This window comes from Phytoactinopolyspora limicola, assembly GCF_011320225.1.
GTDB classification, from domain to species: Bacteria; Actinomycetota; Actinomycetes; order Jiangellales; family Jiangellaceae; genus Phytoactinopolyspora; species Phytoactinopolyspora limicola.
Genome location: NZ_JAAOEN010000002.1, coordinates 623,473 through 636,131, shown reverse-complemented (window position 1 = coordinate 636,131; position 12,659 = coordinate 623,473). Strand labels below are relative to the sequence as shown.

Sequence of the window (12,659 nt, the reverse complement as noted above, 5' to 3'; positions counted from 1 at the left end):
TGGGCCGATCGAGCGAGGACTCACCGCACCAGGCCGGTTGCTTCCCAACATGACATACGTCCAACGGGCCGAAGACGCGCTGAATCCGACGGCGCGGGGGCGGATTTCGGGGCCCGGGAGCGTGGCTCGGACGCGGCTTCACACTGCCCCGAACCAGGAAATCCCAGGTTGTCCAGGGGGCATTCCGTTCCTGGAAAGAAGCGGATCGGGCTGAGGTGCTCGTCCCCACCGAACTGAGGTGAGCGTCCAGCGGCTACGATTATGAGAATGAGACTTATTACCGCCACTCCACGATCTCGCCGTCGAACGGTCACCGTGCTCGCTGGGTTGGGCGCTACCTCCTTGGCGCTGGCCGCCTGCGGCGACGACACGTCGATCGCGGGCAACGTTTCCGCGGCGCAGGTCACCAACTACGACAGCGTTGGTTTCATCCTCGATGACGGTGAATATGAGTTCTTCGCGATGCCGGACGCCAGCTGGACCCGGATCATTGGCCTTCGCTCTGACGGCGAGCAGGCGCTCGTATGGTTCCGCGACGACGCCGACGCAGGATACGAACCAGCGCTGCTCGACCTAACCAAAACAGAGTTCATTCCGCTGACCGTCGCTGACGCTCCTGGCTTCTTCGCTCGTGGCCTCACTGGCGACGGTCGCGTCGTCGGCGGAGCCGAGGGCGACGGGGGCACCGAGGGCGTCATCTATGATCCAGAGTCTGGAGCGGTGAACTGGCTGGAGCGCCCAGGTTCGGACTTCACTGGTATTAGTGATGCCGTCGACGACGTCGTGCTCGGCTACACCGACGCAGGCATGGCCACCTTCGTGCAATCCGACGACGTGATCTTCGACATTCACGGCGACGACGCCAACCGGCTGCTGGGGATCCAGGTCAACGCGGACAACGTGGTCGTCGGCTACGCCTCGTGGGGCGACGACCCGATGTGGGATCCGCTGACGCGAGGTTTCATCGCCACGTTCGATGGCGACGAATACATCGCCGAGCCCTTCAGCCTGCCAGGCGCGGCCCGCACCACCATCACTGGCATCAACGACGACGGTCGCATCGCCGGACACGTCCACCAAGCCGACGACACGCCCATGACCGCCTACTCCGCCGACCTTGCCGATCCGGACGGAACGCTCGAACTACATCCGTTACCTGACGACGTGACCGCCATGCTCAGCACACCGGGCACAGGCGCCAGCGTCTGGGGCATCGACCACCAAGGCCGGATCTTTGGTGCTCTCTTCATCACCGACCCAGAGCCCGAGCTGTGGAGCGAGGATGAGCCCTGCGGCGGCCACGGTCACCTGCACGGCACCGAGTGCCACTGCGACGACGGCTACGTGCTTGATCCCGACGACCCCGGGATGTGCCGCCTCGAATCTGACGAATGAGCGCCGCTCGTCAGCTAGTACCAACTAGTTTCCACGCAGGGCACTAGTTCCCGCAGGATAGCCGCGTCTTCGTAGTGGAGACATTTGCATAGAATGTCCGTCCCGCCTGCACGGAAGTTCCGGATGTGCGCTGGATGAAGTTGGAGTTATTAGAATTCCTGCAGCGCCACTCGACTGTCTTCAGCGTCAGCTTTCTAGTGTTTGTGCCGGAATTGGATTTCGTGACCATGCTTTCCCAGTTAAGGCCAAGCCAGCGAGCCTTATACAGAGTGCTTTTGTGGGTTATCCTGGTCGGTGTTCCTTGTGTGCAGATTGTGTAGGGCTTTGCGCCCACGGTATTATATGAGCCGGACTTCCGTTTATGAATCACTGAGGGATAGAGGGTGCAATTGTAATAGTCTACGGCCATTGTATCCACTGTATCCGCGCCAGGGTCACCCGGCTGATATTCGGCCGGCGATCCCTCCTCCAGTTGTACGACGTTAGGATCCAGCACGTCCTCGGAACCTGCGGCACTGGGGGCAATCACCATCATGGAGACAGCTAGGCATCCTAACGCCTGCCCCACTCGGACCGTTCTCATCCCTCTCCCCTTCTGTTGCGGCTACCATCCGCATGTTTGTGTGATGGAGACGTTTGCATCAAAGAATCTCTGTTGCTCTGATTCGGATATCGAATTAATGAATTCGACCTCGTCTCGCGAAACGAGGTAAGGTATTGCTTTTTTGAACGTCGTCGCCCAATCGGCTAGATCGGTTTTGAGAGGGGGAGTGGCGACGTCCGTCGCAGATTCAAAAATCGTCAGGACTTCAGCCATTGATTCTGCACTGACTCTTGAGAAGTTCTGTGCCACTGGCCAGCCGATGTTAGCCTCGGCGAGGCCGGTCGCGAGTTCACGGCAGGTTGTCGCGTCGTCAAGTTTCCGCTCGGCGGAGCATCCAGGGTTTAGCAGTAGTACGGTAAATACACAAAGAACTATCCCCCCCACCTTTAGTAGCATATTGGGACACCTTAGTGCAGTCTTCGTCGTTAGGGAGGGGCCATTCGAGTCTTGTGTGACAATGAGGTGATGAAGCAGGTGTGGATCGTGTTCACTGATGTGCCAGACCCGCCGGAGACTGTCCTCGGCGTCTTTGGTGACCGGAAGTCCGCTGATGCGTTTTTCGACACTATCGCGGGTGACTTCCCAGATGGAGGAGTAGCACTCGGGGTGTATCAGGTCGGGTGGACTTACAACAGTGGTGCGCGTCGTTACAGTGATTAGCGGCTCTTTACAGTTGAGGCTGTAGCGGGGGGCGAGACGCCAAGGTTCGGGTCGCTCAGGATGCTGCCCTCCCGTTCGTGATCTTGCTTCCCGACCATAGATCGGCTCTGCACACGGGGGAAGCCCCGCGATGCCCATAACTTCCTCGCCAGGCGCAGCGGAGGTGGAGCGGGCGCTACGAGGTGCGGGGGATCACGTGGACGGCAGGGGCTTTGATCACGGCTGTCACCGGTGTTCCCGGAGCAAGGCCCAGCTCGTCTCGGGCCGGCCGGGTGATGTAGGCCACCAGGGGGACACCAGCGTCGAGGTCGACACGTTGGAGCGCACCTTCGGATGTCAGTGCGGTGACGCGTGCGTCGAGGTGGTTACGGGGACTGGATCGGCGGGTCCCCGGTTCTTCCAGTGCGATGTCTTCGGCGCGTATACAGGCCAAGACCCGGTCGCCGGTACTCAACGCACCCGGATCCAACGCGGTGAGTGTCTCCGCGGCCACCTCGATGTGCACCAGGCCCGCATCGATCTCACCGACCCGGCCGGTCACGACGTTCTCCACCCCGACGACCTCGGCCACCCGTGGTGTCGCGGGCCGGGAGAACACTTCTTCAACCGTGCCCTGCTGGTGGACCCGTCCGTCCACCAGGACGACGATCCTGTCTCCGAGAGTCAGGGCCTCGGTGCGATCGTGTGTCACGAGCAGGGTTGGTGTACCTGCCTCCACCAGGATCGAGCGTAGTTCGGCGCGCAGCCGCGAGCGGGTGGGGCCGTCCAGTGCGGAGAGTGGCTCGTCCAGCAGCAACAGGCGAGGGTGTGGGGCCAACGCGCGGGCGAGAGCAACTCTTTGTGCTTCTCCTCCGGAGAGGTTGGTGGTGGCACGTCCGGACAGGTGTGCGGCCCCGGCTGCGACGAGCGCTCGGCCAGCACGTTCCCGTCGTTGAGGCCGCGGCAGGTCGGTCAGGCCATAGGCGACGTTGGCGTCCACGTCCAGGTGGGGAAACAGAGCGTGGTCTTGGAACAAGTAGGCGACGCCGCGTTTGCGGGCGGGCAGGCGGTGTCGCCCGTCGTTCCAGACATGGCCGTCGAAGGTGATGTGAGCTGGCGGGGCTGGTGCTTCCAAACCGGCCACACACCGCAACAGGGTGGTCTTGCCCGCTCCGGAAGAACCGAACAGCACGGTGACCGGACGGGCGGCATCCAAGGGGAGTTCCAGGTCCACGTCCAGGAGGAGGTGGCGCAGGCAGACTGTCAGGGTCGGGGCCATGCGGGCCTGCCTTTGCGATTGATGGTGTACGTGGTGGCGAGCACCACCAGAGAGAACACGAGCAGGATGACGCTGGTCCGGCCGGCGGCGGCGTGGTCGAAGGCTTGGACGCTGTCGTAGATGGAGATGGCGACGGTCCGGGTCTGGCCGGGAATGTTGCCGCCGACCATGAGGACGACGCCGAATTCCCCGATGGTGTGCGCGAAGGTGAGGACGCCGGCTGTGACGAACCCGGCGCGAGACAGAGGTAGCGCCACGTGCACGATGGTGCTGGGCCACGTGCGGCCGAGCACCGTGGAAGCCTCCAACAGCCGCCGATCCACCCCGGCGAACGCGGCCATCAAGGGTTGGACGGCGAAGGGGAGGCTATGCACGACCGAGGCGATGAGCAGGCCGTTGAAGGTGAAGACGATGGGGGAGCCAGTCAGTTCGATCCACCACCGGCCGATGGGGGAGCGGTTGCCGAGCGCCACCAGGATGTAGAAACCCAAAACAGTCGGGGGCAACACCAGGGGCAGAGCCACCACGGCCTCGACCAGAACCGTCCAACGGCGCCGGGAGAACGCCAGCCAGGCGGCCAGCGGTACCGCCACCACCAGCAGAACTGCCGTGGTGGCGGCAGCCAGGCGCAGACTCAGCTCGACGGCGGTCCAGTCCACGTCTCGCCTCAGGTGCCAGCGTCGATCGGTGGATAGAACCCGTATGTCTCCAGGATTTCTTGACCGGCAGGTGACGTGATGAAGTCCGCCAACTCGTGGGCGGAGTCCGGAGCGCCGTCCAGGACCACACCACCCTGCTCCAGGCGAGGGAAGTCGTCCACAGGCACCTCGCTGTACGTCCCTTGATCGCGCAGGCCGGGTGAGAGCGCGAGGGACAGCGCGATGATCCCGGCATCCGCATTGCCGGTCTGCGCGAACTCAGCGGCCTGCGCGATGTTCTCGCCCATCACCAGCTTGTCTTCCAGGTCCGCATGCACGCCTGCCGTGCGGATAGCGGCTTCGGCGGCCTGTCCGTACGGGGCGTGTTGTGGGTTGGCGATCGCCACGGTGGTGACGCTGCTGTCCGTCAGCCCGGCGATCCCGGCTCGTGGGTCGGCCGGTGAGCCTTCAGCGGCCCACACGACCAGGCGTCCGACGGCGTAGCCGAATACATCGCCGGAACCGGCGTAGCCGTCGTCGGCCAGGTCATGGACCAGGCTGGCATCGGCGGACAGATACAGGTCGAAGGGTGCGCCATTGCGGATCTGTTGGACGAAATTGCCCGATGAGCCGTACGAGACGCTGACCTGTACCCCCTCGTGCTCGGTCTCGAACACCTCGATGATGTCGTCGAGAGCGAACTTCAGATCCGCGGCGGCGGCAACCTGCACCACCGTGGAGTCTGGAGAAACAGCCGATGACGTACACCCGGCCAGGGCCACGATGAGTGCCGCCACGGCCGGGACGAGGATGGGCACACGCGAGGTGCGGTTCATCCGTGGGCCGTTCCGGCCTCGACGATGGCGGCGGTCGCCTTGACCAGCACAGTGGCGGGTACACCAGGTGCGAGGCCCATCTCCTCAGCGGCATCACGTGTCATCAACGAGGTGAGACGGAACCGGCCCGCGGTTACCTCGACCTGGGCCACGAGCCCGTCGGTGTGTACGTTGGTGACGATTCCACTGATGCGGTTGCGCGCCGACACCCGCTCACCGTCGCCTCCCTCACTGGCCCGTTGGCGGGCGAAGGCGGCGACGTCAGCGCCCTCGATGACCTGGCGTCCGGCATGGTCAGTGTGGGGCCGCAGGTGGCCAGCCGAGATCCATCGACGCACGGTGTCGTCGCTAACCCCTAGTAGATCGGCGACCTGGCTGACACGAAAGTGCGGCATGGGGATGAGAATATCACCGCGATCTCGGGACGATATGCGCAAAAGATCCGAGTTAGCGGAATTGGTGATCCACACTGTGAGGGATGGGGTGGCGTCGCGGAGGTGGCCGAACCGCAGTGACCGTGGGTGTGGCGCTTCGGCTGCCCAGCTTCAGCTACGCCGGAGGTGCGAGCATCGACGTCCGCCATCAAATCCGTGGGCCGAGGAACAGCCCGCCACTTGCGTCGATGACTTGACCGGTGATCCAACGCGCGGCGTCGGAGGCGAGAAAGGTGACGACGTCAGCGACATCGTCGGCGCCGCCCAGTCGGTGAAGTGCCGTCGTCCCGGTGATCATTTCGGCCAGGCCGGGCGCCTCGAAGAATGCCGCGTTGGCCTCCGTGCGGGTCGCGCCCGGTGCTACCGCGTTCACCGTGATTCCTCGGACTCCGAGTTCGTTGGCCAGGGTCATGCTCATCGTCTCGATCGCGCCCTTGGTCATGGCGAACGATGTTTGAGTGGTGTTGGCCATCCGGGTGGCCACCGATGAGATGGTGACGATGCGGCCACCGTCGCGGAGGAGGGGCAACGCCCGCTGGATGATGAAGTACGGTGCGCGCACGTTGACGGCGAAGAGATGGTCGAACTCCGCTGGTGTCGTGGCGCCCAGGGGGCCGGCAGGTGCGGCGGCCGCGTTGTTGACGAGGATGTCGAGCGGCTGCCCCGCCAGGCCAGACTCGACGCCCGCGAACAGTGTCTCCACGTCGTTGTCCACACCCAGCTCCGCGCCTACGGCCAGCGCTGTTCCGCCGGCTCGCCGAATCTCGTCGACTGTAGTGCTCGCGCCCTCCTTGTCGGTGCCGAAATGCACGATGATCATGGCGCCGCGCGCGGCTAGCCGGATCGCGATGGCCCGCCCGATGCCTCGCGACGCTCCGGTCACGAGGGCCGTGCGGCCGGTGAGTTCGCTCATGCTCAACTCCAATGTTAGTGACTACCAAATTGTTAGTAACTATCAGCAAGGTAGTGTCTATCACATGATGGAGCGGCACTCAACACTCAGAGAACAGCGCCGGGCGGAGACGCAGCGCACGATTCAGGCGCATGCGGTGCGGCTGTTCACCGAACGTGGTTACGACGCCACCGCGATCAACGACGTCGCCGATGCCGCCGGAGTGTCACCCATGACGGTCTACCGACATTTCCCCACCAAGGAGGACCTCGTCCTCGTCGACCAGCACCGCCAGCTCATCGCCGAGCGGATCGCCGCATCGTCTCCCGCTCAGCCGCTCGTTCGACGGATCGGCCGTGCCCTCATCGAAGCCGCCGCGACGCTGACCAGCGGCCGGCGCACACCCGACCTGGCGACGAGTGAGCAGTTCCTCCTCGACCGGTTACGGCTGATGATCTCGACGCCCGCCCTACGTGCCAAACACCTCGACAACTACTACGCCCTCCAGCAGGCGATCGTCGACGCTCTCGGGGACGACACCACCGAGCCGGACGCGGCGTTCCACGCCCACGCGGCCGCGAGTGCCTGCCTGGCCACCATGCACACCGCGTTGGTGCGCTGGGCCGAAGACGACGGGAAAACCGATCTTTCCACGTTGATCGCCGCCGCGCTTGCTGCCGCCTTCGGCGATGACGACCTCACGCCCGGTGCGGATGGATAAGGCGGCCCACGTCGGCGTCGGGTGAGCCGTGAATCTCGGCCGCCATGGGCGGCCGCGGAGATCTTTTTCGCGGTGGCCGCCATCCATCGTGGCCTCGTGATCGAACCATAGGTATGGGAGAACACGGAGAACACGGCGTCGACCACGTAGGCACCCAGGCGACAGTCGAAGCTGTCGCCTGTTCCGGCTGTGGGATTGGTCGGAGAAGCGCCTTGCTGGCCGCCGGCTCGCTGGCGTTCAGCGCCTTGCTGGCCGCCTGTGGCGCGGACTCGGATGACAGCACCGGTCAGTCCTCGAATCCGGCGCCAGACGACACCGACCCGGGTCTCGGTGGTGACGAACCGCCCGCGACCAGCGAGCCAACAGCCACCGACGACCCAGCAGCCACCGACGACCCAGCAGCCACCGACGACCCAGCAGCCACCGACGACCCGACACCTGATCGACCTGACAACGGGGAGCCTGCCGACCTTCTCGTCATGGCCCGTGAGGTGCCTATCGGCGGTGGTGTCATCATCCAAGGGCAGACGGTGGTGGTCACGCAGCCGGTTGAAGGTGAGTTCATGGCGTTTAGCGCCACCTGCACACACCAGGGGTGTGCCGTGACGGACGTGTCCGACGGGTTGATCACGTGTCCATGTCATGGCAGCCAGTTCTCGGTCGCCGACGGATCGGTGCATACCGGGCCGGCCGACACCCCGCTACCTGAGGTGGGGATCGTCGTCGACGGCGAACACATCACCCGCGCGTAGAATCGGCGACCGCCGAGCGGCACCGATCGGTATGCTCCTGCATGCGTTCGGGTATCGAGGCAGGAGCCGGATGATGTCGCTACGTTCGCGAGCACTCCGTGGTCAGGACGTCCATGCCGTCGTCCGGCTGGAGTTGTTCATCGTCGCCGCCATCAGCGCCATCCTCGTGACGCGGGGTTACCTCATCCTGATGGACTACCCACAGATCGGCGGCGGTGGCCTACACATCGCCCACATGTTGTGGGGCGGACTGCTCATGTTGATCTCGCACGTCCTGCTCCTGGGATTCCTGGGAGCTCGGGTGAAGGAGCTGAGCGCGTTCGTTGGTGGTGTCGGGTTCGGGCTCTTCATCGACGAGGTCGGCAAGTTCGTCACCGCTGACAACGACTACTTCTTCCAGCCGGCGTTCGCGATCATGTACGTGGTTTTCGTTGTCCTGGTGCTCGCCGTCCACTGGTTGTCCGAGCGGCCCATCCATGACCCTCCGACGCAGTTGGCGAACGCGGTGGTCATCGGGGCCGGTGGACAGCTACGAGGGCTCGACGACGTGAGCCGGTACGAGGCGATCCAACTCATCGCGGCGGCCGAGCGGCAGGGCGCCGAGGTGCGGTCGGTGGCCGCGGTACGCGAGCTGATCGACGCGTGCCCCGTTGCGCGACATGGCGCCGGACGGTACGCGGCCTTCCGTACCAGGCTGCTCCGGCTGCTCCGGGCGCTGGTCCGGAACCGGGTCGCCTACGCGGCAGTTCTTGCCTTCCTCGTGTTGCAGTTGGTCGACGTGGTGCTCAACATCGCCGGTTTTAGCATCGACGAGTTCACCGCGGTGCGAGGCATCCAGTTGGGGTGGGCGCTGCTCACCGTCGGGATCATCGGTGTCGGGCTGGAGCGGTGGCGTCGCGACCAACGCCGTGGTCTACAGATGCTGCGTTATGCCGTGCTGCTGAACATCATGGTCGGTCAGGTGTTCAACTTCGCCGATCGGGAACTCAACGCGTTGCCCGGAGTCCTGGTGAATCTCGCCGCTCTGGGGGTGCTGAACTACCGGCTGAAGTTGCTGGAGACGGGGGCGGAAGGGGCCTCGACGGCGCGGATTCCCGACGCAGGTTCTGCCCCCACGGCATTAGCCGAGTCCGGGCACTCGGCAGCACAAACCGCTGAAGAACGGCGACGGCACGTCTCCTGAGTGGCGGTGGGCGCTGCGCGGTACCGTTGGCCGGTGCTCGTCGTGTTGGTCAACGGGATTCCGGGCTCCGGCAAGTCAACCCTGGCGCGAGCACTGGCGTCGTCGCTGGATCTGCCGCTGTTCAGTAAAGACAGCGTCAAAGAGACGTTGGCCGACATGCTCGGTGGACCTCCAGACGGGATGAGCCAGCGCCGTTGGAGCCAACTACTCGGCAGCGCCGCAGGAGAGACACTCTGGACATTGCTGGCCGACACCAATCGAGGCGCAGTCCTGGAAAGCCCATGGCTGGCTCCTCTTCGTTCGGTGGCCGCCGCCGGTCTCGAACGTGCCGGAGTCCGCCACGTTCACGAGGTCTGGTGTCAGGTGGCCGTCAAGCTTGCCCGGCAGAGGTACGAGGCCAGAGCGTCCAGCCGCCACGTCATCCACGACGACGGCCGCGTCGACGACGAGCAGTGGCGTGTGTGGGCGGGCCAGGCCGAACCGCTGGGGCTTGGCCCGGTGCATGGGGTGGACACCACCCGACCCGTCGACGTCGTCGCGCTTGCACGGCGGATCACGATGGCGTGATCCGCCGGGCAACGAGGGCTACAGCCAGCCGGGAACCGCCTATAGCTGCGCCAGCTGCGCCAACGGGAACGGTGTTCTGGCCAGCGGGCGAACCGCGAGCTCGAACAGGACGACCACGTTGTCGTCACCGGCGATCCGGTTGCGGTGTAACTCGTCACAGCCGACACATCGGTGGATGATGAGCCACTCGCCGTCGGATCGGGTGGTGATGGCGATCGGCTCCATACGCGCGCCACAGTCAGCCGAACGGTCACCCGGCGTGTCGTCGACATGGCGACTCCACAGACATGTGGGGCAGTGATTGCGATGTGCGGTGCCTGGAGCGTCGACTGAGACGTCCAGGCGGCAGTTCAGGCAGCGGAACGATGAGACGCGGCGGCGACGCCGAGCCGCGTTGGTGGAAGTGGACACGAGGCTCCTTGAAGATTGCACGACGGGTCGATGGTCGTGCCGCGCACAATCATGAGCCTCCTCACCCACTCGAATCCGTACGAGCCACTCGGCTGCGGCTCGATCTGCGCTTATTGAACGGCGTCGAACCTGATCGAGGCAACCGATTTTCCGTCGGCACCAATGACGACGGTCTCATCATCGGGCTTGACCCACGGTGCACCGCACTTGGCCGGCCGCGCGTGGAACCCGCCCAACCCGTGCTCCGGCTGAGCTGGCCCGGGCACGATGGAAGAGTGATCGTAGGAGTGGATGGTGCGGGTCGAACAGCGAAGTGACCTCCGGTCCCTGCCGGTGCACTCGATCGTGCCACCGAGCGGGGACACCGGCTCGTCGTCGCTGCTCGTCGGTCCGATCGATGCCGGCGGGCCGGCTTACCTCACGAGTAGTCCGCACCGGCACGACTTCACCCAGATCCATTACGTCACCACCGGCTCCGGCTGGCACGCCGTCGACGCGGTGAGATACCGGATCGAGCCTCCCCAGGTCTACTTGATCACTCGCGGTCAGATCCATCACTGGCAGGGGGAAGGTGTGGGCGGCACCCAGGTGCTGTTCCGCGACGATTTCCTCGCCGGCGTTGGTGGCCCGCCGACGGTGCACCATGACCTATACGCCGACGGTGCGGCGATCTTGCATCCGGATCCACGCCAACTACGGCGGCTGGAACGCCTACTCGGCGAGATGCGGGAGGAGTACATCGCTTCAGAGCGCGGGCGGCTGCTGGCGCTACGGCACCTGCTCGTCCTGCTCCTCATCCACTGTCGCCGTATGTCGCCACATCCGCCCAGCTCACCCAGGTCGACGCTGTATCGAGATTTTCTCCGCTTCGCTCAATCACAGCCGTCGGTGCGGCATACTGTCGGTTCCTGTGCCGCACAGCTGGGTGTCACGCCGGGCTACCTCAACGACCTGGTCCGGCACGAGGCAGGAACCACCGCCGGCCGCGTTCTACGCACCGCCACCTTGAACGAGGCACAACGCCAGCTCGTCCAGACCGATCGCAGCTGTGCGCAGATCGCCGCCCTGCTCGGCTTTACCGACGCGTCGTACTTCTCTCGATTCTTCCGACGCGAGACCGGCAACACGCCGTCGGAGTTCCGCGTCAGCCAACGCGACGTCGTCGGCTGAACCCGGAGTTGGCCCGGCCCGGCCCAAACCCCGAAGGAGCCGGCCGGGCCAGCCACGCAGGACACGAGTGCAACGAGGGGTGCGGCGGATTTCCGGTGCACGACACTAGCGCGCAGCCACCTCAGAGGGCACATTCTCGTCCGACGAATAAGCCCCGTTCAGCGACAACGCGATAAACGAGAACGGCCGACTGACCGAGATGAAGCCGAGCGGACAATGGCGGGTCCCGGCTGGAATATAGACCGAACCCGTCGTGGTGATGACGTGTCGCTCACCCTCGATGTCTAGGTAGATCTCGGCGCCGAGATCATGAATGTCATCCGGATTGTTCCCCATCCACATGAGCACCTCGTCGTAGTCGTGCTCGTGGTCGTTCACCCAATGGACCTGCTGGTCGGTCTCGCTGATCCAGCTGTACGCCATGTGCACTTGGCTGAGGTCGACGTCGGCGCTACGCATGAGCGCGAACGGGTCACCGACGTTGCCAGGGCGGGGCAGGCCGGCGACCGCCCCTTCGTTGACAAGGTCGTCGCTGCATTCCTTCATGTGCCGGACGAATAGGTGGTCGTACCTGCCCGCCATGCGGCCTCCTCGCGTCGAGACGGCATCCGCCGTGAGCCAGATCAAACGACCTGGCTTCGATCACGGTAGATCGCGTCATCGCCGGTCAGCCAGGCACCGATCCTGGATGGACTGGCACATTCCGTCGGTGGCCCGCCTCCGGCACGCGCTTCCCGGGCCTGCGGCGACGTACGATCACGCACGCCACGGCCCCGGGCACACGGGCCCGGCGACTCCCTATTCGCGCGGGTTCTGAGCGTCGCTAGCGACGCGACCAGCCGCGTTCCCCTTCGGTGAGCCCTCCCCAGATGCCGAAGCGCTCCGGTTGTCCAGCCGCGGCCTCGCGGCACTGTGAGGCGACTGGGCATGAAGCACACACGTCCTTGGCGAGTGCTTCCCGTTTGCGCAGTGTGCTCCCGCGCCCTTCCGGATAGAACAGGTCGGTGTCCATACCGCGACACGCGGCAAGTGCTCGCCAGCTCTCCTCTCGACCAAACCAGTCCTGCGCGTGCAGCTCAGTGACGTCGATCAATGCGGTCATGTGGCCGTAGCCCCCTTACCGAGACGATCAAGACCC

15 protein-coding genes are annotated in these 12,659 nt (G+C 64.7%); 6 read left to right on the top strand and 9 right to left on the bottom strand.

Annotation, left to right across the window (positions count from 1 at the left end; genetic code table 11):
• Positions 1-267: 267 nt before the first annotated feature.
• Entirely contained in the window at positions 268-1,395 is a 1,128-nt protein-coding gene (locus G8760_RS08600; protein ID WP_166349731.1) for a hypothetical protein, read from the top strand.
• Positions 1,396-1,999: 604 nt separating this feature from the next.
• Here the strand turns inward: G8760_RS08600 and G8760_RS08595 are convergent.
• The 6 genes from G8760_RS08595 to G8760_RS08570 all read right to left on the bottom strand — a co-directional run bounded on the left by G8760_RS08595 (position 2,000) and on the right by G8760_RS08570 (position 6,738).
• Positions 2,000-2,395: a hypothetical protein gene (locus tag G8760_RS08595; protein ID WP_166349728.1), complete on the bottom strand. Its 396-nt coding sequence runs from the start codon at positions 2,393-2,395 to the stop codon at positions 2,000-2,002.
• A 439-nt stretch (positions 2,396-2,834) separates the two neighbouring features.
• A complete protein-coding gene (locus G8760_RS08590) occupies positions 2,835-3,917 on the bottom strand; it encodes an ABC transporter ATP-binding protein (RefSeq protein ID WP_166349724.1) in 1,083 nt (360 codons plus the stop codon).
• Entirely contained in the window at positions 3,902-4,576 is a 675-nt protein-coding gene (gene modB / locus G8760_RS08585; RefSeq protein WP_166349721.1) for a molybdate ABC transporter permease subunit, read from the bottom strand. Before modB ends, G8760_RS08590 begins: the two co-directional genes overlap by 16 nt.
• Positions 4,577-4,584: 8 nt before the next feature.
• Positions 4,585-5,391, bottom strand: coding sequence for a molybdate ABC transporter substrate-binding protein (modA, locus tag G8760_RS08580; protein WP_166349718.1), 807 nt, complete (start codon positions 5,389-5,391; stop codon positions 4,585-4,587).
• A complete protein-coding gene (locus tag G8760_RS08575) occupies positions 5,388-5,786 on the bottom strand; it encodes a TOBE domain-containing protein (protein WP_166349715.1) in 399 nt (132 codons plus the stop codon). The genes modA and G8760_RS08575 overlap by 4 nt, the downstream gene beginning before the upstream one ends.
• Before the next feature lie 187 nt (positions 5,787-5,973).
• A complete protein-coding gene (locus tag G8760_RS08570) occupies positions 5,974-6,738 on the bottom strand; it encodes an SDR family oxidoreductase (protein WP_166349711.1) in 765 nt (254 codons plus the stop codon).
• Positions 6,739-6,802: 64 nt separating this feature from the next.
• On the opposite strand from G8760_RS08570, the gene G8760_RS08565 reads away from it, so the two are divergent.
• The 4 genes from G8760_RS08565 (at position 6,803) to G8760_RS08550 (ending at position 9,940) form a co-directional block, all read left to right on the top strand.
• Positions 6,803-7,438 carry a TetR/AcrR family transcriptional regulator gene (locus G8760_RS08565; RefSeq protein ID WP_166349708.1) on the top strand — a complete coding sequence of 212 codons (636 nt, stop codon included), beginning with the start codon at positions 6,803-6,805 and terminating at the stop codon, positions 7,436-7,438.
• Between the two features lie 113 nt (positions 7,439-7,551).
• Entirely contained in the window at positions 7,552-8,190 is a 639-nt protein-coding gene (locus tag G8760_RS30115; RefSeq protein ID WP_166349705.1) for a Rieske (2Fe-2S) protein, read from the top strand.
• 73 nt (positions 8,191-8,263) lie between these two features.
• On the top strand, positions 8,264-9,373 hold the full coding sequence (locus tag G8760_RS08555; RefSeq protein ID WP_166349702.1) for a hypothetical protein: 1,110 nt from the start codon (positions 8,264-8,266) through the stop codon (positions 9,371-9,373).
• Positions 9,374-9,406: 33 nt separating this feature from the next.
• Complete coding sequence (locus G8760_RS08550; RefSeq protein WP_207782153.1) at positions 9,407-9,940, top strand: P-loop nucleotide/nucleoside kinase family protein; 534 nt, start codon at positions 9,407-9,409, stop codon at positions 9,938-9,940.
• 39 nt (positions 9,941-9,979) lie between these two features.
• On the opposite strand, the gene G8760_RS08545 is transcribed toward G8760_RS08550, so the two are convergent.
• The gene (locus G8760_RS08545) at positions 9,980-10,351 is read right to left on the bottom strand and encodes an RNHCP domain-containing protein (protein ID WP_166349699.1); all 372 of its coding nucleotides are present in this window, start codon (positions 10,349-10,351) and stop codon (positions 9,980-9,982) included.
• A gap of 294 nt (positions 10,352-10,645) precedes the next feature.
• Between G8760_RS08545 and G8760_RS08540 the strand changes: the two genes are divergently transcribed.
• Positions 10,646-11,521, top strand: a complete 876-nt coding sequence (locus G8760_RS08540; RefSeq protein ID WP_166349696.1) for a helix-turn-helix domain-containing protein — start codon at positions 10,646-10,648, stop codon at positions 11,519-11,521.
• 105 nt (positions 11,522-11,626) lie between these two features.
• Here G8760_RS08540 and G8760_RS08535 read toward each other — a convergent pair whose 3' ends face one another.
• Together G8760_RS08535 and G8760_RS08530 are read right to left on the bottom strand one after the other, a co-directional pair.
• On the bottom strand, positions 11,627-12,103 hold the full coding sequence (locus tag G8760_RS08535) for a cupin domain-containing protein (RefSeq protein ID WP_166349693.1): 477 nt from the start codon (positions 12,101-12,103) through the stop codon (positions 11,627-11,629).
• A gap of 241 nt (positions 12,104-12,344) precedes the next feature.
• On the bottom strand, positions 12,345-12,623 hold the full coding sequence (locus G8760_RS08530; protein ID WP_166349690.1) for a WhiB family transcriptional regulator: 279 nt from the start codon (positions 12,621-12,623) through the stop codon (positions 12,345-12,347).
• Between the last annotated feature and the right edge of the window lie 36 nt (positions 12,624-12,659).